Source organism: Pseudomonas sp. NyZ480, from assembly GCF_029537255.1.
Taxonomy (GTDB): Bacteria; Pseudomonadota; Gammaproteobacteria; order Pseudomonadales; family Pseudomonadaceae; genus Aquipseudomonas; species Aquipseudomonas taiwanensis.
Genome location: NZ_CP120626.1, coordinates 2724729 through 2743148, shown reverse-complemented (window position 1 = coordinate 2743148; position 18420 = coordinate 2724729). Strand labels below are relative to the sequence as shown.

Below are 18420 nucleotides of genomic sequence, written 5' to 3'. Positions count from 1 at the left end.
CGGCGGCTTGGTGCTAAAGCGTTGCTTGCCGCTGCCAAGCCAGCGGTGAAATGCCTTCGGCCTTGGCAAATGTCCGACAAAAGTGGGACTGGTCACAAAAGCCGCACTCCAGTGCAATTTCGGCCAGCAACATTCCCGAGCCTCCGAGCAGCTCCTTGCTTTTCTTCAACCGTTGCGCACGCATCCACTGCTGCGGGGGCATCTGCAGGGTATCCCTGAACATGCGGGTAAAATGGCTGCGCGATAGGGCGCAGGCTTGAGCTAGCTCAGTAACGGATATGCCGGTGTCCAGATTGTCCAGCATCAACTTCTTCGCGGTCGTCACCTGCCAGGGTTTAAGTCGCCCGGTGGTTTTCAGTGCGGCACTGGCCAGCACAGTGCAGTTGTCACTGTTCATACAAGTCCATTTATTCAATGAAGAGGGGTACGACCGATTGGCGTACCCCTCACAGGGGCGATGAGCAGCCCCTTGACGCAAGGGGCTGGTGACGGTCAGACAGGCGCAGCGACTGGGGCTAGGGTAGGCCCATGCTGAACGCGCTCAGGCGCTTTGTGCACCATGGTGTACGCGTAGTCGACACCCATCCCGTAGGCGCCGGAGTGTTCCTTGACCAGCGCCATGACGGCGTCGTAGGTGTCGCGGTTTTTCCAATCACGCTGCCATTCCAACAGCACTTGCTGCCAGGTGACAGGAATCACACCCGCCTGAATCATGCGTTGCATTGCGTAGTCGTGCGCTTCCTTGGTCGTGCCACCAGAGGCATCTGCGACCATGTAGATTTCGTAGCCGGCATCGTTCATTGCCGACAGGGCGAAGGTGGTGTTGCAGACTTCTGTCCATAGGCCGGAAACGATGATCTTGTTGCGACCGTTTTTCTTCAGCGCATCTCGCACCTTCTGGTCGTCCCAGGAATTCATGGAGGTCCGCTCCAGCAGCGGAGCGTCGGGGAAGACAGCAAGCAGCTCGGGGTAGGTATGCCCAGAGAAGCTTTCAGTCTCCACCGTCGTGATGATGGTGGGAACATTGAAAATCTTGGCGGCCTTGGCCAGGCCCACCGTGTTGTTCTTGAGCGTTTGACGATCGATGCTCTGTACGCCAAAAGCCATCTGCGGTTGCTGATCGATGAAGATCAGCTGGCTGTTGAGCGGGGTCAGGACTTCAGTTTTTGGATTGTTCATTGTTGCTCCCTGTCTGCTAGATGAAGGTCATCGCACAAGCCTCGGCGCCCGCGTTCGGCAGGCTTCGCTGAGCCATCGGGTGATGTCCTCGGCGATGCCCGTTGCTTGAGTCCGAGTACAAGATAGCCAAACCCAACGCGAAGCGGTGGCGCACTTTTGCGCCAGTAGGAGCGCACTAATGCGCCACAGACTTGTTCGTCTGCCTGCTAGGATTCGCACGCAAAGGCGGATCCACCTGATCCGGTTCGCCTCAGGAGAATGCGATGACAGCTTCACAACCGCTCAACAAACAAACCGCCTATTGGGGCGTGCCATGGGAGAAGAGTTACGGCTACCCGCAGGCACGGCGGGTAGGAAACGACATTTATGTCTCTGGCCAGTTCAACCATGACGAGGAGGGCAGCCTGATCGCGCCGGCCCCCCTGGATCGTGACGGGAAGCCCAGCGATTTCTCTTCGATGGGCGACCAGATGCGCGCTGCGTACGACAATATCGCCAAGTTACTCGCCCTGTACGGTGCGACGCTCGAGGATGTCGTTGAGGAAACGCTCTACGTGTTGGACATGGACGCTGCATTCGCAGTGGTCGGAAAGGTACGAAAGGCTGCCTACGGCACCGAGCGGCCGCAATGCGCGAGCAACATCATCGGCGTATCGAGGCTGGCCCAACGCCCTCAGTTGATCGAAATTGCTTGCAAAGCAGTGATCGGGTCACGGGCTGAGTGAGCGGCACTCCCGGTCTCGGGCTAAGGGACCGGGAGTTCCCGTTGACCCTCGATCAAAGGCTTCTGGTTGGCAACGGCGGCAGCACAGAACGTCATGAATGCTTTGACCCGCCAGGATTTGCGGATGTCTTGGTGAGTCAGCAACCACAGTTCATCCTGAAGTTCGGGCACCACCGGGCCGATGCGCTCCAACCCTGGCGTGATATCGCCGAGCATGCAGGGCAGAAAACCCACGCCCAGTCCTGCGGCTATGGCAGCGCTTGCGGCTGCGACTGAGTCGGTGCGGAAGGCGATGCACTCGGCAGCGACCCTGTTTTCGACGTAGCTCGTCGCTTTCAAGCCTCTTAGCGCGGCGGAATAGGAAACCCAAGCCTGGCCTTCAGCGAAGAGCGCAGCAGGCGTCATGTGATTGCTGCTGCCATAGGGAGCCCAGGCGATCGAGGCCAGTTTGCGACCAACCAGGCTCTCGGCGGGTTTTTTGGTCGCCCGAACGGCGATATCCGATTCATCCCGGGCAAGGCTCAGTGATTCGTTGCCCACCAGCACTTCGATCGTGATGCCTTCGTTGAGGGCTTTGAAGTCCGCGATGATTGGGGTGAGAAAGTACAGAAGCAGTGAGTCGCTGGTGGTAATGCGCAGTTTACCGAGCGGCCCCTGGCCGGCACGTGATACTCGCCGTGTCACGCTGACGATGTCCAGTTCCACACGCTCGGCGAGCGCTCGCAATTCCGCGCCTTCGAGGGTGAGCAGATAGCCTGACTTGCGGTGATCGAACAAAGCCACGCCCAGTGTTTTTTCCACCTGGGAAACCCGACGCGAGACGGTTGATACGTTGATGCCGAGTTTCTTGGCCGTGGCAGCGCGATTACCGCATTCACTCAGCGTTTTGATGATCCGCAGATCATCCCAGGAAAGCTGATTGGCAGCCTCGCCCACGTTCCATTTCGCATCCTTGGCGGCTTGTGGGCCAGTTGGCAAGTTTTCAGGTAACGACTTCACGTGTCTGGTTCCAGAACAGAATGGGCAGATCATACGAGAAGGGCCGGGGGGAACCCAAGCCGCGAAGGAGCCTCAATGGCACAAGCTTCCAACGTGAGATGGGGCATATTGGGGAGCTTCTGGTGTCTGTGGGGTATCAACCCCCGTTTGCTCGACTACCTCGCATCGCAGGTGCCGCGGGGGCAGGGTGCTGAGCCATCGAGATCGCCAACGCGGCGGTGTTCTTGCCCTGCAATGATTCAAGCTTTGTGAATGGTGCAGAGTTGTTTGTCGACGGGAGGCAAGCTCAGATCCAACAGCATGGATGGGGATGTGCCAAGCGCTGCATCGCTCTGGCGAATGGCACGTCCTACCCACTTGAAAAAGACTTCGGCGATTAGCGTGACGAAACGCTCACCGGAACAGACTGTTGTCCCTGAGCTCAGGTTCAGCCATGCCTGAATCCAGGCGCGGATTCGGTGAGTTGGGTTCAGGCTACGGGGATCGGGTTGTCAACCAGCGACTGGTTGAATTGGTGAATCAGTTCGTGCTCGTTCGCGCCCTGATTAGCGCGCAGTGGGACGACACGATCCACCAGGACCTCTGTAGTGGCGGATTCGAGCTTGGCCAGGGTCTCCTGGATGAAGTCACCCAATGGCATGGCACGCTCATCACCGCTCTTGTGAATCAGGTCGGTGTCGACCCAAGGCGGCGCGATTTCCAACACTTTGACGCTAGTGTCACGCAGGCTGAATCGCTGTGACAGCGAGTAGGAGTGTATGGCCGCCTTGGTCGCCGAATACAGCGCGGTGGCCGCTAGCGGCAGGTAGGCCAGTACCGAGCTGTTGTTGATGATGTAGGCATCCGGTTGTCGCTTGAGGTGCTCGACGAAGGCAGCGCTGACGCGTACCGGGCCCAGCAGGTTGGTCTGTAGCAGGCTCACTGCTTGTTCGTCGTCATGGTCTCCTGAGGCCGGGTTGTCGAATGGCATCACGCCGGCATTGTTGATGATCACGTTCAGTGAAGGATGGCGGCGGATCACTTCTTGGGCCACCGCCTTGATCTGCTGCGGATCGTTGATGTCCAGGCGCACGGTATCGATGCCTGGGTTGGCCTGGGCGATTTCATCCAGCAGTGCCTGGCGGCGCCCCGCAACGATCACTTTGTTGCCGCGCTGATGAAAGGCCTCTGCCAAGGCTCGGCCGATGCCTGAAGTTCCACCGGTGATGAAAATGGTGTTAGCACTGAGTTTCATGATCCGTTTCCTTTTTCCGATCAGTTGGTGGTGTAACGCGGGGCAAGCCGATTGCTCGACAGCTGGCTGAACAGGTGTTGCCGGCTGGCTTCGTAGCGTTCGAATGCCTGAAGGTCGTGCATTGAGGGGATGGAGATGAGTACCTGGTCGTCGAAGTCTTGCAGGGCCCCGTCCACCAGATCCTGGGCCGACATCACGATCCCCGGGTCGAGGTGCTCGACCGGCAAACCGCCGATTTGCCAGAAGTCGGTGGCAGTCGCCCCTGGCAGCACCGCCTGAATTTGGATGCCCTTGTCCGCGAGCTCCTTGCTCAAAGACCGCGTGAAGGCAGTGACATACGCCTTGCTGCCGCCGTAAACGCCATTGAGCAGCTCTGGCGCCAGGCTAACGATGGACGAGATGTTGATCACGGCGCCTTGATTGCGGGCTACAAATCCCGGGATAGCGGCATAGGTAAGGCGGGTGAGGGCGGTGACGTTGAGGGTGATCATTTCGGCCATCCGTTCCACGTCACTTTCCAGCAGGCTGGTGTGGGTGCCGATCCCAGCGTTGTTCACCAGCAAGGTGACGGTGGCGTCCTCGCGCAATTTGTGTTCCACCTTGGCCAGTTCTTCCGGGTTGGCCAGATCTGCCGGGAAGACTTCCACGCTCTGGCGGGTTTCGGTGGTGAGCCGATTTGCCAAGGTGTTGAGGCGCTCCCGATTACGGGCGACCAGTACCAGGTCGTATCCCCGGCGGGCCAGGCGTTCTGCGTAGATGGAGCCGATGCCGGTGGAGGCGCCGGTGATGAGGGCAGTGCCTTTTGATTGCTGCGTCATGGTCGTGCTCCGCTGTTTGATATGGACGCATGATGCAGTCGATCGCTTTCGTCTCAAACGACGTATAGGATACGTTTTTAGGTCATCACCTATTGGAGCTTCCACTGTGCACCGGGTCGGCTATCTGATCACCGAAGGCTTCCAGATCATGTCGTTGGCGACGCAGGCCGTATTCGAGTTTGCGAACATCGTCGCGGGCGAAGCCGTTTACAAGATCCAGAATTTTTCCATCGAAGGCGGCACCGTCCGCTCTTCACTGGGGATGTACATGGATACGCTCCCACTAGGAACACCTGGCCTGGCTGACACCTGGATGGTTACGGGAACATTGACCCCGTTGACGCCGCCGAGTGAGGAAGTGCTGGCCAGCGTGCGAGGATTTGTCGACGGTGCCCGGCGCACGGCCGGGCTGTGTACCGGCTGTTTCGTTTTGGCCCAGGCGGGGGTACTGGATAACCGGCGCGCCACCACGCACTGGGCCTATGCGAAAAAAATGCGTGAGCTTCACCCGAAGATCGAGGTCGAAGAAGATCGGATATTCATTGTGGACGGACAGATCTGGACGTCTGCGGGCATGACCGCCGCCCTGGATATGGCGCTGGGTATGGTGGAAAAGGATCTGGGCACTGAGATGGCCAGATCAGTGGCACGAAAGCTCGTGATGCATCAACGCCGCTCCGGTGGGCAGTCCCAACATTCCGAACTGCTGACGCTTTCGCCGAAGTCAGATCGAATTCAAAGCGCCCTGGATTTCGCGCGCAAGAATCTGAATCGCCCGTTGAGTGTCGAGGAACTGGCCGAAACCGTGCATTTGAGCCCCCGCCAGTTTACCCGCGTATTCACTGCCGAGACGGGACAATCTCCGGCCAAGGCCGTGGAACGTTTGCGCCTGGAGGCAGCCCGCTTGATGATAGAGCAGAGCCGACACAGCCTGGACGTGGTGGCGAAGGAAACCGGATTCAGGGATCGCCGGCATATGCGCGAGGTGTTCATTCGCGGTCTCGGCGTACCGCCTCAAACGATACGAAGGGATGCCCGGCGCTTGATGACGACAGCTAACCAGGCTTGAGTGAACCGGGCCTCTAGCGCTTGGCCGTTCGCGGCCGGACAGGCAGATGCAGCGGCTGTCCGGCCTGGGGTTCAAGGCTTGTATTGGGCAAAGGGATTGCCCTTGGCCTGTAAATACAGCTTGCCCATTGCCGTGGAGGCGAAATCGGTGATGTGCCCGATGTCCCGGTAGATCGGCAGGCCGTCGATCGACAGCTTGCACTGGCCATCGACGCACTGCACGTCCTTGGGGTCGATGATCAGCAAGTCCGGATGTGCTTGCTTGGCGTCCCGGAACAACTGCGCAAGCCAGGGGTTTTCTTCCGGTTGCGCGATACTCGTCGCGCAATGATGCTCCTCGATCGTGCCCCTGAGCTTGATGCTGCGGTACAGGCAGTCATTGGCGCCTTCGGGCATGACGATGTTGCTCTTGATCAGTACGGGCCTGGCACCGGAGCGCGTTATGATATCGAGACTCTTGAGCAGGGCGGCTTTCATGCGCTCGCGCGACAGGGCCTGGGAGCGTTGGTCATCGATCGACAACACCACTGCGCTGCTGTCGGCGTAGGTCTCCCAGGTCAGGCCGATGATCACGTAGTCGTAGTGGCTGCGAGCAATCAGCTTGTGGTACTCGGCGGCGGCATCATGGCACTTCTTGTAGAGTGTGTTCTTGTACTTCCACCAGTCGTAGAGATAGACATCCGGCAGAGCCAGGCACCCTGGGCTGCCTTGGGCCATGACGGAGACGTTGGCGTCTTTGGCCAGCGTGTCAATAAAGCCCCAGAAGTGGTTGGAATAGGAATCGCCCATCAACAGCGCGGTGGTGCTAGCGTTGACGTGCCCGAGCAGACAGCTGCTATCAGAGCCATCGCTGGCACCGCCCAGGCACGGCTCGCGCTTGGGTATTTCGCTTGCCTTCAGGCGCGGCAGGATGTTTGCCGGGTCACTGCCGAAACGCTCCAGCCAGCCATCGGCGGACTTGCCCGCCGAGTACAGCGCCGAAAACGCGATGGCCGGTACGACGAGCAGCAGGATCAGCGTCTTGCCCAAACCCAGCCGGGTACGGCGCAGGGGCTTTTCGACCAGGTAGTACGAGGTGGTGCCCAGGGCAAACGAGGCGATGAAGTAGCCAGCAAGGATGGCCGGCGTCTTTACAACTCCCAGGTACTCCACGATGGCGATGACAGGCCAGTGCCAGAGGTATAGCGAGTAGGAAATCGTTCCGACGAATACCAGCGGTGACCATGACAGCAGCCTTGACGTGATGCCCACTTGCCCAACCTGGCTCGAGACCAGTACCGCCGTCGCCAAACAGATCACGATGGCGGGGAAGCCAGGATAGGCGGTGGTCGGTATGGATAGTGTGGCGCTGAACAAGACCGCGCCAAAGGCGCCTAGCCCCAGTGCGGACGCGCTGACACGGCCGAGGCGGAGGCGGTCGTTAGCGAACACGGCCGTGCACGAGCCGACCAGCAGCTCGAAGATCCGCGCCAGGTACGCGTAGTAGCTTTTATCCGGGGATGTTCTTGCGATGAACAGTGCAATGCCGATGGAGACGATGGTCAGCACCACAACAGCGGTTTTCAATCGATGGGGCTTCAGGTGGCGCGTAAGTACCAGCAACCCAAGCGGCAAGAAGATGTACCACTGCCATTCTATGGCCAGCGACCAGGTGTGCAGCAAGGGCAGGGTCGCCGCCTCGGCGGTGGCATAGCCGTCGGTGGACTTGGAGAAATACTGATTGGACAGCAGCAGGCTGGTGTACTTCTCGCTTTTGAGAAAGTCGATGAAGTCCTTGGGCAGATACAGCGCACTGGCCGCGCCGAGCGTAACGATCAACAGCGCCAATATCGCTGGCTGCAGGCGCCACAAGCGCTTGACATAGAACTGCCCAAGGCTGAAGTCACCCCGGCCGACCGCGCTCAGGATGATCGAGGTGGTGAGGTAGCCGGAGATCACGAAGAAGATATCGACGCCGATGAACCCGGAAGGGAACACCGCCAGTCCAGCATGGAAAATCAGCACCAGCAGGACGGCAACGGCACGCAGCCCATCGATATCGGCGCGGTACAAGGCAGGTTGCACGCCGGTAGGGGCCACTTGTGCCTTGCCACGGTCGGCGACAGCCTGTGCGCGGGTGGTTGCAGGAGCTTTGAATATCAGGTTCTGATCGGTCGACAAGGCACTACATCCTATCGCGTTGAGACATTCTTTGACGCGACAGGGCTCGCGAACAATTGAGGCGAGTTTATCAAGAGCGCTCGAACGTGACACTGTATTTAACATAATATGCATTATGCGCAGATCCATATGCAGGCACCTGAGCTAGGTGATGCAAGAATCACTCTTCATACTACAAGCCCGATCCCAACCTTCGACTATCCGTCTCAACCCCAATCCGCTCTAATGCCTATCACGCCCGCTCTACGCCACGAGGCTCTATTTGCATGAAGCAATCCGTCACTCTGATTATCTGCCTGTCGTTACTCTCAGCATGCGATGTTTCAATCAATACCAACGCTCCAGTCATTCCGGTCGTTGTGCCGGCACTCCAGCCAGATGCCGCTATCACGCCGCAACAGCGCGTTATCGTTAGCAGAGCCTTAGAGTTCCTGATGTTGCTCGATGAAGGACGGGCCGATTTGACTTGGCTCCCAGCCGGTTCGGCGCTGAAGGCGTCGACCTCCGAGTCCAACTGGGTCAAAGGCATCAGTGGTTTGCGCACGGGTGTTGGCGAGTTCAAACATCGTAACCATGCACAGATCAGCTTCACTCGAGAAATGCCTGATGCACCGCCAGGGCTCTACGCCGCGGTCCAGATACAGTCGTCCTTTTCTAATCTCGAAGTGATTGAAGTTGTGTTGCTCGTCGAAGAGGATGATCAATGGCGCGTGGTAGGCTACAACATCAGCAAAAACATCCAGTTGGAGGCAGCAATACCGCTGCTCTGACGTTGTCCCCGGCAAACTCACTTGCCGGCGTTTTTCCTTTAACTCGACTAAATAATCATTTAGTGTAATTAAGATATAGTAAATCCCCGTCCGTTGAATAACCCGACTCCACCCTTAATAAAGTTTGGGTTATTCAATCTCGCTTCCATTACAGACGTGTGCACTTCGCGAAACTCCCGTAGCGCGCCAGCTGTCGACAATCAGAAGGTACGAAAACGTCTTATCGCCCGTTCGCGACAGTCTAGAACGTCAGTCGAGCAGCACACGCTTGAACGCTTCGGCAGCCAGGTGCACCTGCACCGACCAGTCATTGGCCGCGTCGTCGCCCGCATCGTCGGAAATGTACTTCAGGCAAACAAAAGGAATGCCCTCCCCGCGCGCGATCAATGCCAGGACATATGCCTCCATATCGACCACATCGTAAGGGGCTTGGCCGTGGTTGACCTCGAAACTGTCGCCACTGCCGCAGATGCCTTGGGCGATCCCTGGCAGTGCAACGCCATATTCCAGCACCACAGGTATCTCCGACAGTGGCGTCTGGTAACGGGCGAAGCCCAGCGGCGTCACATCCATGTCACGCTGCACGAAACGGGTACAGCAAACCAAGCTACCCTTGCCGTGCCCCTGGCTGCCGGCCGACCCGAGGTTGACGATGAGCTTGGGTTTGCGCTGCTGAATGGCCTTAGTCAGGCCGATGGCGGCGTTGACCTTGCCGATACCGGTGAACACGGTGTTCATGCCAGTGAACAGGTTGCCAGCTTCTGCCTCTAGGGCGAACACGAATAGCGTGTCGGCCAGGGCGATATCAGAAAATTGCTGGGTAAGCATCATGGTACGGGGCATTCCAGTTGGCTTGCAGAGGGCGAGGCTATTGTCGGTGAACCTTGGTCAATTGCAAGTCCCGGAGCACCCCGACGCATCCGTCTAGGCGCGGTTGCTCGCAATTGGTCGCTGGTGACCTTGGCCAACCTATCATGTGCCCAACGGCATCAAGACCGCCTCTGCTTCATAGGCTCTGTTCGAAAAGCCTTCATACTCGGTGATGCTGCGTTGAAAACAGCCTCGGAACGCTCATTTACAACCCGTAAACTCCGCTTCCGCGGCTGTTTTCGCCTTGACTAAGGCCTGGTAACGAAAGCGCATCATCTACACCAAGCCACCAAAACGCTTGTAGAAACTCTCCCCCACCTCTGGCAACGGCCCGTCTGCGGTCTCCAGTGCGCTGTTTAGCCATTCTTCAGCCTTGGCAAATACCAAACGATACAGGTTGCGGCACAACTGGCGTGCGGCCCTGCCCTCCCAGTCCCCTGGCAACAGCTCGTCTGGTAATTGCGGGTCGCGCAGCAGCAAACGACGGTACTCGTGGATCAACAGGGTGCGCGCCAGGAAGCAGTCCTGGGCGTCCAGTTGTTCCTGCTCCTTCAGTCCCTGCCACAACGGCCTGAACAAGCGGATGAATTCACTGTAGTGCTGACCCAGTTCATCGATGCGCCAGCTCTCGCGAACTTGCGCGCGCATGGCCTTGGAGGCCAGCACTTCCTGGGCATGGGTTTCGAAGACGATGCTGTCCTCGTCGGCATCGAGCTCGCGCAAGGTCGCGGCGAGGTCGGTACGGTCGGCACGGGGGCAGCCCAACACGTTGGGGGCGATGGCGCCAAAGCCTTGCCACTCCAACTCTTCGCGCACGTTTTTGCGCTTGACCGCTTCCAGCTGCGACAGGAGCACCAGTGTCCAGGCACCGTCCCACGCTGGCTGGCTTGGACTATAGACCCGCTTGAAAGCTTTCTCGAAGCGTCGGCGGCCGGTGCCGGTCAAACTGTAATAGCTGCGTCGGCCAACCTTTTCGGCCGTGAGCCATCCCTCTTTGGTCAGGCGAAAGATCGACGTGCGAATCAACCTCTCGTTGATGCCGATCGGCTCCAGCAGGTTGATCAAGCTGCCCAGCCACACGGTGCCGCCGTGGGGCTCGATGGCATCGCCGTACAGGGTAATGATCAGCGAACTGGCGCGAATCGGCGTCTGTTCCTGAAAGCGAGTGATCAGAGTATTGAGTGGGGCAAGGTTGCTCATGGAGGAACTGTGCGCAGATAAAGTACCGACTATACCTGTGCGGCGGGCTGCCTGGCCATTGCCGAGCGCGCCCACACTCATGCGCCCGCCTCGCTCTTGGGCCTGAAGCCCGAATAACCCATGCGCGGGCGCTGCGCTTCCACTTCGCTCAAGGGTGGGCACTCAACCAGTGCCGCCATGCAGCGCCGGGTCAGTTGCTGATACGCCTCGGTACCCCGCTGTTTCCACGCCACTTCCTGCTCGCTCAACGAACGTTTGACTAGCGCTGGTGAGCCGACCACCAGGCTCTGCTCGGGACATTCGAAGCCGGCCTTGACGAAGGCCGCGGCGGCGACGATGCAGCGGGGTGCGATGCGCGCACCATCCATGACCACGGCATTCATGCCCACCAGAGCGTCTTCCCCCACCTGGCAACCATGCAGCACTGCGCCATGGCCAACATGGCCGTTTCGCTCGATGACGGTGTCGCCCCCTGGGAAACCATGCATCACGCAGGTGTCCTGAAGGTTGGCGCCTTCCTTGAGCACGATTCGACCGAAATCCCCACGCAAGGACGCCAGTGGGCCTACATAACAATCAGGGCCAACGATCACATCGCCAATCAGTACCGCACTGGGGTGCACGTAGGCGGTTGGATGGATGACGGGGGTCAGCCCGTCCAAACGATAGCAAGGCATCTCGCACCTCCAGAAATGATTTGAAGCGTTGCTTGATCTTGTATCACTTCGATATTTTTCGTCAATTGCCATCATCCATGTATCGCTTTTTTCAGCGTGGATGCGCGTGATTAGCGCCCGCCAGAAATCGCCTTTCAACCATTTTCTGCGGGATTTCGTCAGGTCAAGCCGCGGTTCCATCAATGCATCACGCGCACTATTGGATACATAATCACGTATTCATGCTTGATATTGTGTATCGCATAAGGCATATACTGAAATACCTGAGCGTGGTTCGTGCCGCGCCCCTGCAAACAATTCCAATAAAAGCCGGCCATCCACTGCGCCGCGCGAGCAGCCTGAGGAATACGACATGCCTCGTTACCTTGATGTGCAGGCCCCTGAAAGCGGCGTGCGTCTGATCACCTTGCAACGGCCAGAAGCCCTCAATGCCCTGTGCACCGAGTTGTTGGAGCAGCTTGCCGCCGAGCTTGAAGACGCCGAACGCGACGAGCACACCCAGGTGGTCGTGCTGACCGGCAGCCGCAAGGCTTTCGCCGCCGGTGCCGATATTCGCGAGATGGCCGAGCGTGATCTGGTGGGCATCCTCAACGATCCCCGCGTTGCGCACTGGCAGCGGATCGCAACCTTTGCCAAGCCTTTGATCGCCGCCGTGAATGGCTATGCCCTGGGCGGTGGCTGCGAGCTGGTGATGTGCTCAGACATTGTCATCGCTGGCGAGGATGCCCGCTTCGGCCAGCCCGAAATCAACCTCGGCATCATTCCAGGCGCCGGCGGCACCCAGCGCTTGCTGCGTGCCGTCGGCAAACCGCTGGCCATGCAGATGGTGCTGACAGGCGAGGCCATTGGCGCCCGCCATGCCTTGCAGGCCGGGCTGGTCAGTGAAATCACTCAGCCGGAACTGACTGTAGAGCGTGCTTTACAGGTCGCCCGAAGCATCGCCGCCAAAGCCCCCCTGGCCGTGCGACTGGCTAAGGAGGCCCTGCTCAAGGCCGGCGATATCGACCTTGCCAGCGGTCTGCGCTTCGAGCGCCATGCGTTCACGTTGCTCGCCGGAACCGCTGACCGCGACGAAGGCGTACGCGCCTTCATGGAAAAACGCCCGGCCCGGTTCACAGGCCGTTGATCCCCCTTCTTTATCGTTCGACACAGCGAGTCCGCCATGACCTTCGAGCACATCCTGTTTTCCATCGAGGACGGTGTCGCCCTCCTCTCACTGAACCGTCCGCAACAGCTGAACAGCTTCAATACGCAAATGCACATGGAGGTACGTGAAGCCATCAAGCAGGTACGCCAGAGCGCCGAGGCGCGGGTCCTGTTGCTGACCGCCGAGGGCCGCGGGTTCTGCGCTGGCCAGGATCTTTCAGACCGCAATGTCGCGCCGGGAGCGGCGATGCCTGACCTGGGTGAATCCATCGACCAGTTCTACAACCCGCTGGTGCGCGCCTTGCGTGACCTGCCGATGCCTGTGGTGTGTGCCGTCAACGGCGTCGCTGCCGGCGCCGGGGCAAATATTCCGTTAGCCTGCGACCTGGTGCTGGCAGCCCGCTCGGCCAGTTTCATCCAGGCTTTCTGCAAGATCGGTCTGGTTCCGGATTCTGGCGGTACCTGGCTGTTGCCGCGCCTTGTCGGTATGGCTCGCGCCAAGGCCCTGGCCCTGTTGGGCGAGCGACTGAGCGCCGAGCAAGCCGAGCGCTGGGGAATGATCCATCGCGTCGTCGATGACGCAGACCTGCGTGACGAAGCCCTTACCCTTGCCCGTCACCTGGCCACCCAGCCTACCTACGGCCTTGCCCTGATCAAGCGCAGCCTCAACGCCAGCTTCGACAACAGTTTCGATCAGCAACTGGAACTCGAACGCGACCTGCAGCGCCTGGCTGGGCGTAGCGATGACTACCGCGAAGGTGTAAGCGCGTTCATGAACAAGCGCACACCCGCGTTCGAGGGGCATTGAACATGAGCGCACTCGCCATCACTGCCCAGGTTGCCGTGATCGGTGCCGGCGCCATGGGCGCAGGTATCGCCCAGGTGGCCGCCCAGGCTGGCCACCCGGTCAAGCTGTACGACAACCGCCCAGGCGCGGCCGCCCAGGCCATTGCAGGAATCGACCGCCAGCTTGGACGCCTGGTCGACAAAGGCAAGCTGCAGGGTCAGGCCCGTGAGACCATCATCGGCCGCCTGAAACCGGTCGAGACCCTCGCCGAACTGGCAGACGCACGTCTCGTTGTCGAGGCCATCGTGGAGAACCTCCAGGTCAAGCAAAGCCTGCTGCGTCAGCTCGAAACCCTGTGCGCCGACGACTGCATTCTGGCCAGCAACACCTCTTCCTTGTCCATCACCAGCCTGGCGGCTGGCCTTGAGCGCCCGCACAATGTGATCGGCATGCATTTCTTCAACCCGGCGCCATTGATGGCACTGGTAGAGATCGTCTCCGGCCTGGCGACCGACCCGGCGTTGGCGCACGCCCTGTACAAGACCGCCAAAGCCTGGGGCAAGACGCCGGTGCATACCCGCTCGACGCCGGGGTTCATCGTCAACCGTGTGGCACGTCCTTTCTACGCCGAGAGCCTGCGACTGCTGCAAGAAGGCGCCGCCGATTGTGCGAGCCTTGATGCGTTGTTGCGCGATGCAGGCGGTTTTCGCATGGGCGCCTTCGAGCTGACCGACCTGATCGGCCATGACGTCAATTATGCCGTGACCTGCTCGGTGTTCGACGCGTTCTATGGTGACTTCCGCTTCCAGCCTTCGCTGGTGCAGAAAGAGTTGGTGGATGCAGGCCGCCTGGGCCGCAAATCCGGGCAAGGCTTTTATAGCTACGCCGAAGGAGCCGAGCGCCCCCCGGCATCGGTACTGCAGAGTGCGGCAAAGGTCGAACACTGTGTGGTCGAAGGTCATCTGGGGGTGATGCAGCCGCTGCTTGACCGCCTGCGCGCGGCAGGTGTCAGCGTGACCGAGCGTGCAGGCAAGGGACTGCTGCGCGTTGGCGACGCCACCTTGGCCTTGAGCGATGGCCGCCTGGCCAGCCAGCGCGCACGCGAGGATGGCCTGAGCAACTTGGTGCTGCTCGACCTGGCCCTGGACTATGCCACTGCAACCCGTCTTGCCATCGGTTGCGCTGCCGGCACCTGCCCTGCCGCTCGGGATCAGGCAGTGGCCCTGCTGCAACGTGCAGGCTTGCAGGTCACCGCTGTGGCCGACCTGCCCGGCCTGGTGGTGCTTAGGACAGTCGCCATGCTCGCCAACGAAGCCGCCGATGCCGTGCTGCAAGGCGTCGGCACGGCAGCCGACATCGACCTGGCCATGTGCGCCGGGGTCAATTACCCCTGCGGCCCGTTGGCCTGGGCCGAACACATCGGTGTCGACTACACCCTGCGCGTGCTCGACAACCTGCAACGCAGTTATGGCGAAAGCCGCTATCGCCCTTCCCTGCTGCTGCGACGCAGCAATGCCAATGGAGGCCGCCTGCATGACTGAACCTCAACGCACGCCCGACGAACTCGCCCAGGCCTGCGCCGATGCCATGTTCTCCCGCGACCAGGCCAGCCAGAGCCTGGGCATCGGTCTGCAAGACATCGCTGCCGGCAAGGCGCGCCTTGGCATGACGGTACGCGCCGACATGATCCAGGGCCATGGCACCTGCCACGGCGGCTTTCTATTCGCATTGGCCGATTCGGCGTTCGCCTTCGCCTGCAACAGCTACGACGAGGCAACGGTCGCGTCGGGCTGCAGCATCGACTACGTCGCCCCCGCACGGCTCGGCGACCAACTCACGGCAACGGCCATCGAGCTCACCCGTAAAGGCCGCACAGGCCTGTACGACGTGCGCATTGAAAACCAACACGGCGAGCTGATCGCCCTGTTCCACGGCAAATCCTACAAAGTGCGCGGCACGGTGCTGACGCAGGAGACGCAAGATGACTGAACCCATGCGCTTCGATGCATTGATCATCGATGCCGTTCGTACCCCGATTGGCCGCTATGCGGGCGCCTTGAGCGCAGTGCGTGCAGACGATCTGGCAGCGGTGCCGATCAAGGCGCTCATGCAGCGTCACCCCGAGCTGGACTGGCAGGCTATCGACGATGTGATCCTCGGATGTGCCAACCAGGCCGGCGAAGACAACCGCAACGTCGCGCGCATGGCCACATTGCTGGCTGGCCTACCCATTGCGGTGCCTGGTACCACCATCAACCGCCTGTGCGGCTCAGGCCTGGATGCCATCGGTAACGCTGCTCGTGCCCTGCGCTGCGGCGAGGCGGGGCTGATGCTGGCCGGTGGTGTCGAGTCGATGTCGCGAGCGCCCTTCGTCATGGGCAAGTCCGAGCAAGCCTTCGGCCGCAGCGCAGAGCTGTTTGATACGACCATCGGCTGGCGTTTCGTCAACCAGCTGATGCAGGCCACATATGGCATCGACTCGATGCCCGAAACAGCAGAAAACGTTGCCGCCCAGTTCGGTATCTCTCGCGCCGACCAGGACGCTTTCGCCTTGCGCAGCCAGCAAAAGGCCGCAGCAGCGCTGGCCAGCGGTCGCCTGGCACAAGAGATCGTGCCCGTGGAGATCGCCCAGCGCAAAGGCCCGGCCAAGCGCGTCGAACAGGACGAACACCCTCGCGGCGACACCACACTGGAACAATTGGCCAAGCTTGGCACGCCGTTTCGCGAAGGCGGCAGCGTCACCGCGGGCAATGCCTCGGGGGTGAACGACGGAGCCTGCGCGCTGCTGCTAGCCAGCACTGCCGCCGCTCAGCGCTACGGACTCAAGGCTCGCGGCAGGGTCGTCGGCATGGCGGTGGCGGGCGTGGAGCCGCGCATCATGGGTATTGGCCCGGTACCGGCGACGCGCAAGGTGCTTGAGTTGACCGGTCTGTCCCTGGCCGACATGGACGTCATCGAACTCAACGAAGCCTTCGCTGCGCAAGGTCTGGCGGTGCTGCGCGAACTGGGCCTGGCCGATGACGACAAGCGGGTCAACCCAAACGGCGGCGCCATCGCCCTGGGGCATCCGTTGGGCATGAGTGGCGCGCGACTGGTCACCACCGCCCTGCACGAGCTTGAAAACACCCACGGCCATTACGCCCTCTGCACCATGTGCATCGGTGTCGGCCAAGGCATTGCCATGGTCATCGAGCGCCTCTGACCAACGGCTTGTTACCCAGGACGGCGCAGCCGGTTATGCTGCGCCCATGACACTCACGGCCCAGGCGCTTTCAGAGAAACCGCCGGCGTACAAGAACAATTCGAGTGAAGCCATGAACATGTACCATGATGCCGATCGTGCCCTGCTGGACCCGATGGAAACCGCCAGTATCGACGCCCTGCGCCAGCATCAGCTAGAGCGACTGCGCTGGAGCCTGAAGCACGCTTACGACAACGTGCCACTGTACCGCCAGCGCTTCGACGAATGCGGCGCCCACCCCGATGACCTCAAGTGCCTGGAAGACCTGGCGAAGTTCCCCTTCACCGGCAAGAACGACCTGCGCGACAACTACCCCTACGGCATGTTCGCCGTGCCCCAGCAAGAGGTCGTGCGCCTGCATGCATCCAGCGGCACCACCGGCAAACCCACGGTGGTGGGTTACACCCAGAACGACATCGACACCTGGGCCAATGTGGTTGCCCGTTCGATTCGTGCCGCTGGCGGGCGCAAGGGCGACAAGGTACACGTCTCGTATGGCTACGGCCTGTTCACCGGCGGCCTGGGCGCCCATTACGGCGCCGAGCGTCTAGGGTGCACGGTCATCCCGATGTCCGGCGGCCAGACCGAGAAGCAGGTGCAGCTGATCCGCGATTTCCAGCCCGATATCATCATGGTCACGCCGTCCTACATGCTGAACCTGGCCGATGAAATCGAGCGCCAAGGCATCGACCCACAGGACCTCAAGCTGCGTCTGGGCATCTTCGGCGCCGAGCCTTGGACCGACGAGTTGCGTCGTTCCATCGAACAGCGCCTGGGCATCGACGCCCTGGACATCTATGGCCTGTCGGAAATCATGGGGCCAGGCGTGGCCATGGAATGCATCGAGACCAAGGACGGCCCGACCATCTGGGAGGACCACTTCTACCCCGAGATCATCGATCCGGTAACCGGCCAGGTGCTCCCAGACGGGCAATTGGGCGAGTTGGTGTTCACCTCGCTAAGCAAGGAGGCGCTACCGATGGTGCGTTATCGCACCCGCGACCTCACCCGCTTGTTGCCCGGCACGGCCAGGCCGATGCGACGGATTGGCAAGATCACTGGGCGCAGTGACGACATGCTGATCATCCGTGGGGTGAACGTGTTCCCGACGCAGATCGAAGAGCAGGTACTCAAAATAAAACAGCTTTCAGAGCTATACGAGATTCATCTGTATCGCAACGGAAACTTGGACAGTGTCGAAGTGCATGTCGAGCTGCGTGCCGAGTGCCAGCACCTGGACGAGGCGCAGCGCAAACTGCTGACCGGCGAGCTGACCAAGCAGATCAAGACCTACATCGGTATCAGCACCCAAGTGCGGCTACAGCCCTGCGGGACGCTCAAGCGTTCCGAGGGCAAGGCCTGTCATGTGTATGACAAACGGTTGGCCAGCTGATTTTTTGGTGTGCCTCAGATAGAGCGCCGCCCGCGCGGCGCATCGCGAGCAAAGCTCGCTCCTACACCTGTTTCGGGCCAATGAACCCTTTGGTGAACGACGCAATATCGAGTCGTACAAACCAGGCGGTCGCGCGCGTTTGTGACTGACGTTA

18 protein-coding genes and 1 pseudogene are annotated in these 18420 nt (G+C 60.3%); 10 read left to right on the top strand and 9 right to left on the bottom strand.

All coding sequences use genetic code 11. From position 1 onward, the window contains the following. Window positions 1–13: 13 nt before the first annotated feature. Both P3R38_RS12530 and P3R38_RS12525 read right to left on the bottom strand, forming a co-directional pair. Window positions 14–397: an AraC family transcriptional regulator gene (locus P3R38_RS12530; protein WP_277686188.1), complete on the bottom strand. Its 384-nt coding sequence runs from the start codon at window positions 395–397 to the stop codon at window positions 14–16. A 95-nt stretch (window positions 398–492) separates the two neighbouring features. Continuing rightward, window positions 493–1179: a hydrolase gene (locus P3R38_RS12525; protein WP_023380600.1), complete on the bottom strand. Its 687-nt coding sequence runs from the start codon at window positions 1177–1179 to the stop codon at window positions 493–495. Between the two features lie 263 nt (window positions 1180–1442). Here P3R38_RS12525 and P3R38_RS12520 point away from each other — a divergent pair, with 263 nt between their 5' ends. Then, window positions 1443–1904 (top strand): Rid family hydrolase, encoded by a 462-nt coding sequence (locus tag P3R38_RS12520; protein WP_023380599.1) that lies wholly within the window; start codon window positions 1443–1445, stop codon window positions 1902–1904. 20 nt (window positions 1905–1924) lie between these two features. Here the strand turns inward: P3R38_RS12520 and P3R38_RS12515 are convergent, their stop codons facing one another. Further along, the gene (locus P3R38_RS12515) at window positions 1925–2902 is read right to left on the bottom strand and encodes a LysR family transcriptional regulator (RefSeq protein ID WP_277686187.1); all 978 of its coding nucleotides are present in this window, start codon (window positions 2900–2902) and stop codon (window positions 1925–1927) included. Window positions 2903–3049: 147 nt separating this feature from the next. Between P3R38_RS12515 and P3R38_RS12510 the strand changes: the two are divergent. After that, a pseudogene (locus P3R38_RS12510) lies at window positions 3050–3195 on the top strand (SDR family oxidoreductase); the annotation flags it as partial. A gap of 176 nt (window positions 3196–3371) precedes the next feature. Here the strand turns inward: P3R38_RS12510 and P3R38_RS12505 are convergent. Continuing rightward, entirely contained in the window at window positions 3372–4136 is a 765-nt protein-coding gene (locus P3R38_RS12505; protein ID WP_023380597.1) for an SDR family NAD(P)-dependent oxidoreductase, read from the bottom strand. A gap of 20 nt (window positions 4137–4156) precedes the next feature. Next, window positions 4157–4954 carry an SDR family oxidoreductase gene (locus P3R38_RS12500; protein ID WP_023380595.1) on the bottom strand — a complete coding sequence of 266 codons (798 nt, stop codon included), beginning with the start codon at window positions 4952–4954 and terminating at the stop codon, window positions 4157–4159. Between the two features lie 106 nt (window positions 4955–5060). Here P3R38_RS12500 and P3R38_RS12495 point away from each other — a divergent pair, with 106 nt between their 5' ends. Beyond that, window positions 5061–6023 carry a GlxA family transcriptional regulator gene (locus P3R38_RS12495; protein ID WP_277686186.1) on the top strand — a complete coding sequence of 321 codons (963 nt, stop codon included), beginning with the start codon at window positions 5061–5063 and terminating at the stop codon, window positions 6021–6023. 71 nt (window positions 6024–6094) lie between these two features. Here the strand turns inward: P3R38_RS12495 and P3R38_RS12490 are convergent, their stop codons facing one another. Then, window positions 6095–8182, bottom strand: a complete 2088-nt coding sequence (locus P3R38_RS12490) for an acyltransferase family protein (protein ID WP_277686185.1) — start codon at window positions 8180–8182, stop codon at window positions 6095–6097. 266 nt (window positions 8183–8448) lie between these two features. On the opposite strand from P3R38_RS12490, the gene P3R38_RS12485 reads away from it, so the two are divergent. Beyond that, window positions 8449–8952, top strand: a complete 504-nt coding sequence (locus tag P3R38_RS12485; protein ID WP_277686184.1) for a DUF4019 domain-containing protein — start codon at window positions 8449–8451, stop codon at window positions 8950–8952. A 249-nt stretch (window positions 8953–9201) separates the two neighbouring features. On the opposite strand, the gene P3R38_RS12480 is transcribed toward P3R38_RS12485, so the two are convergent. From P3R38_RS12480 to paaY, 3 genes are all read right to left on the bottom strand, one after another. Further along, entirely contained in the window at window positions 9202–9783 is a 582-nt protein-coding gene (locus tag P3R38_RS12480) for a nucleosidase (RefSeq protein WP_027906948.1), read from the bottom strand. A gap of 315 nt (window positions 9784–10098) precedes the next feature. After that, complete coding sequence (gene paaX, locus P3R38_RS12475) at window positions 10099–11022, bottom strand: phenylacetic acid degradation operon negative regulatory protein PaaX (RefSeq protein WP_023380589.1); 924 nt, start codon at window positions 11020–11022, stop codon at window positions 10099–10101. 77 nt (window positions 11023–11099) lie between these two features. Then, window positions 11100–11699: a phenylacetic acid degradation protein PaaY gene (gene paaY / locus P3R38_RS12470; protein ID WP_277686183.1), complete on the bottom strand. Its 600-nt coding sequence runs from the start codon at window positions 11697–11699 to the stop codon at window positions 11100–11102. 352 nt (window positions 11700–12051) lie between these two features. On the opposite strand from paaY, the gene paaF reads away from it, so the two are divergent. From paaF to paaK, 6 genes are all read left to right on the top strand, one after another. Continuing rightward, complete coding sequence (gene paaF / locus P3R38_RS12465) at window positions 12052–12825, top strand: 2,3-dehydroadipyl-CoA hydratase PaaF (protein ID WP_023380587.1); 774 nt, start codon at window positions 12052–12054, stop codon at window positions 12823–12825. A 36-nt stretch (window positions 12826–12861) separates the two neighbouring features. After that, the gene (paaG, locus tag P3R38_RS12460; protein WP_023380586.1) at window positions 12862–13653 is read left to right on the top strand and encodes a 2-(1,2-epoxy-1,2-dihydrophenyl)acetyl-CoA isomerase PaaG; all 792 of its coding nucleotides are present in this window, start codon (window positions 12862–12864) and stop codon (window positions 13651–13653) included. Window positions 13654–13655: 2 nt separating this feature from the next. Continuing rightward, window positions 13656–15173: a 3-hydroxyacyl-CoA dehydrogenase PaaH gene (gene paaH, locus P3R38_RS12455; RefSeq protein ID WP_023380585.1), complete on the top strand. Its 1518-nt coding sequence runs from the start codon at window positions 13656–13658 to the stop codon at window positions 15171–15173. Then, a complete protein-coding gene (gene paaI, locus P3R38_RS12450; RefSeq protein ID WP_023380584.1) occupies window positions 15166–15621 on the top strand; it encodes a hydroxyphenylacetyl-CoA thioesterase PaaI in 456 nt (151 codons plus the stop codon). Before paaH ends, paaI begins: the two co-directional genes overlap by 8 nt. Next, window positions 15614–16834 (top strand): 3-oxoadipyl-CoA thiolase, encoded by a 1221-nt coding sequence (gene pcaF / locus P3R38_RS12445; protein ID WP_041925495.1) that lies wholly within the window; start codon window positions 15614–15616, stop codon window positions 16832–16834. Before paaI ends, pcaF begins: the two co-directional genes overlap by 8 nt. Before the next feature lie 112 nt (window positions 16835–16946). Next, entirely contained in the window at window positions 16947–18266 is a 1320-nt protein-coding gene (paaK, locus tag P3R38_RS12440; RefSeq protein ID WP_023380582.1) for a phenylacetate--CoA ligase PaaK, read from the top strand. The last annotated feature ends 154 nt before the right edge of the window (window positions 18267–18420 follow it).